The sequence below is a fragment of the Bacteroidota bacterium genome, from assembly GCA_017303975.1.
Lineage (GTDB): Bacteria > Bacteroidota > Bacteroidia > JAFLBG01 > JAFLBG01 > JAFLBG01.
Genome location: JAFLBG010000070.1, coordinates 1 through 2576, shown reverse-complemented (window position 1 = coordinate 2576; position 2576 = coordinate 1). Strand labels below are relative to the sequence as shown.

Genomic DNA, 2576 nt, shown 5'->3' with positions numbered 1-2576 from the left:
ATCGGCAATAATCAACCCGTTGCGCTTGAAGACTTTATCGCAGCGATCGAACAAGCCGCCGGTGTGACCGCCCAGAAAAACTACTTGCCAATGCAAGCAGGGGACGTGTATCAGACATACGCGGATACTAACAGACTTAGTACTGCAGCATCATTTAAACCGACAACTGATTTGTCGCATGGAATGCGATCTTTTGTAAGTTGGTATCTGGCTTACAGGAAATAAAAACTTGTGTACTTTCTAGTCGGAGTAAACAAGATCTGAAATTAATTTTATGAATCGTTGCGTGTTTATAATATTGTTTTGGTTAACGCAGCATTGTTGCTATCACATAATTTGTTGCTTTACGCATGTTTGAAATAAAAATTTGGTTTCAGACAGTAAACACCTACAATCTGTTGTTGTTATTTAGATAGTAATGATTTCATGCAGCTAAGAACTTAATTTAATTAATTAGCTGATATCAAAAGGTGAGTTAGATTAGTTTTTGATTTTTAAAAACAATTATAAATTATTCGTCTTTATTTTGGGCTCTTAATGAAAAAAATCTTACTTGTCCTTCCTCTATCGACCACTGTATTTGGCACTCGAAATGCCGGTGGGGTCGATTCTGTTTGTCAAATTTTAGTTGATAATTTGGTAAACAATGGTAGTGATGAATTTTACTACCGAGTCTGTGCATTTAATCCTCTTAATGATGGCAATTCAATTAGCACTCCTGTTAAGTTATCAGACAATATAGAACTAGTTTATTTTCCTTCAAAAGAAAAAAGGTTCGGAATTCCCCTTCCTGGCCTAATTAGCTGCAATTTAAGAGTTATGGAACAAGTTAATAACTTCCGTCCAGATATTATTCATTCTCATCTCGGTGTTTGGCTGCTCGGTGGTTTTAGCGTGAAACGCCGAATAGCAACTTTACATTCCTACAAAAAAATTTGTAGAAATCCAAACTCTTTTTTAAATGATTTACTTTATGAAAGTGTCATGCCTAAAATTGTTGATTTTTTCGTCACAGAGTACACGGTAGTTGGTACATTACTTAAAGACGCTTTGGCTTGTGATACGAATAAAGACATTCGAGTCATAGGTAATCCTATTTCATCTGCATTTTTTAATACTCGAAGGAAAATTGAAAACTCGGAAAATCTTACATTTGTCACCTGCGCTTTAATGACCAGACGCAAGAGGATCGAACTTTCGATTGCACTGCTAAACCGAGTTAGATTACTTGGAATTGATGCAAGGCTTTTAATTATTGGGCCAGCAACTGATAAAATTTATTATGATGAGTTAAAAAATTTAGTTACAGAGCTGAATTTAAGCAACTTTGTAGAATTCACCGGAGCTTGTGACCAACAAGAACTGATTAATCATTATCAATTAGCACAGTTGGGATTATTTTTCTCTAGTGAAGAAACATTTGGTTTAGCACCGTTAGAAATGATGGCTACTGGCTTGCCTGTTGTATGCACAAAAGTTGGAGTTTTATCAGAAAGTATACTTGAGTTTGAAAAACTTTCCAGCGTGATAACGATTGATGAATTTGATATTGAAGATATTGCAAGTAAAATTCCGAGTTTAACTAATTCTGAACCAGACAGTGCGAAAAATTTTATAAAGAATTTTTATTCAGTGAGAAGTGTAAATACAAAATATGAATCAGTTTACAGGAGGGCGTAATTTGATAAAGACTTTTATGAAATATGCACCTGTTCAGGTTTTTAATGCAATTAGTGTATTTTTCCTTATCTCAATACAAACTAAATTCTTGAATCCTGCTGAGTATGGACTTCTTGCGATAGCATTTTTATTCATGGAAATTATTAGAACTGTTTGTTCTCAGTGGCTTTGCACTTCCATGTTAAGGCTTTATCCAGCGGCCAGTGAGCAGTGTAGGACTGAAATATTAGGGAATGTAATTTTTTTGACATTATTAAGTTTAATTGCCAGCTCTTTAATTCTTGCTGTTGTTTTACTTTTTTATTCATTGTTTGAATGGTCGTTGTTTATAAGTCTTTCTTTTTTGCTGATTGCAAAGTCGTTATTTAATGTCAATATTGAAATTTCTAGGCTAAATGAGAAATATAAAATATACAGCTCAGCCAATTTATTTCAATCGGTCACCTCTGTAGTTTTTACGCTCGTTATTTTATCATTATCACAGAATGTAATCTCAGCTTTTTCTGCTTTAGCTTTCAGCTATACTCTAGCATTGATTTTTGTAAAGTTTGAAATTATTCCAAAACTAAGTTTTGCTCACGTGAAAAGTATAATTATTTATGGATTCCCTCTGATGGTATCTGGGAGTATTGCTCTGTTATATACCAGAGGAGATAGATTATTCATGCCAAAATATTTAACGATGAGTGAAATTGGTATCTATGCTGCGCAAGCAAATTTATTGTCAGGTGTTATTGGTTTGATTTTTATGATAGTAGCTCTGCCGTTGTATCCTAATTTAGTAAAACTTACAAATGATTACGTTGAGCTTTTTAAAATTCATAAAATGTACTTAAAGTTTTTACTTTTTATATCGCTACCCTGTTTAGTAGCTATTTGCATGTTGCATTTTGAAA

3 protein-coding genes are annotated in these 2576 nt (G+C 33.6%); all 3 read left to right on the top strand.

The annotated features are described in order from the left end of the window. A partial coding sequence (locus J0M08_14290; GenBank protein MBN8704225.1) for a protein CapI occupies positions 1 to 225 on the top strand: 225 nt, incomplete at its 5' end. A gap of 312 nt (positions 226 to 537) precedes the next feature. Next, the gene (locus J0M08_14285; protein MBN8704224.1) at positions 538 to 1680 is read left to right on the top strand and encodes a VpsD family glycosyltransferase; all 1143 of its coding nucleotides are present in this window, start codon (positions 538 to 540) and stop codon (positions 1678 to 1680) included. After that, the coding region (locus J0M08_14280; GenBank protein ID MBN8704223.1) for an oligosaccharide flippase family protein at positions 1655 to 2576 on the top strand (922 nt) is incomplete at its 3' end. The genes J0M08_14285 and J0M08_14280, both read left to right, overlap by 26 nt.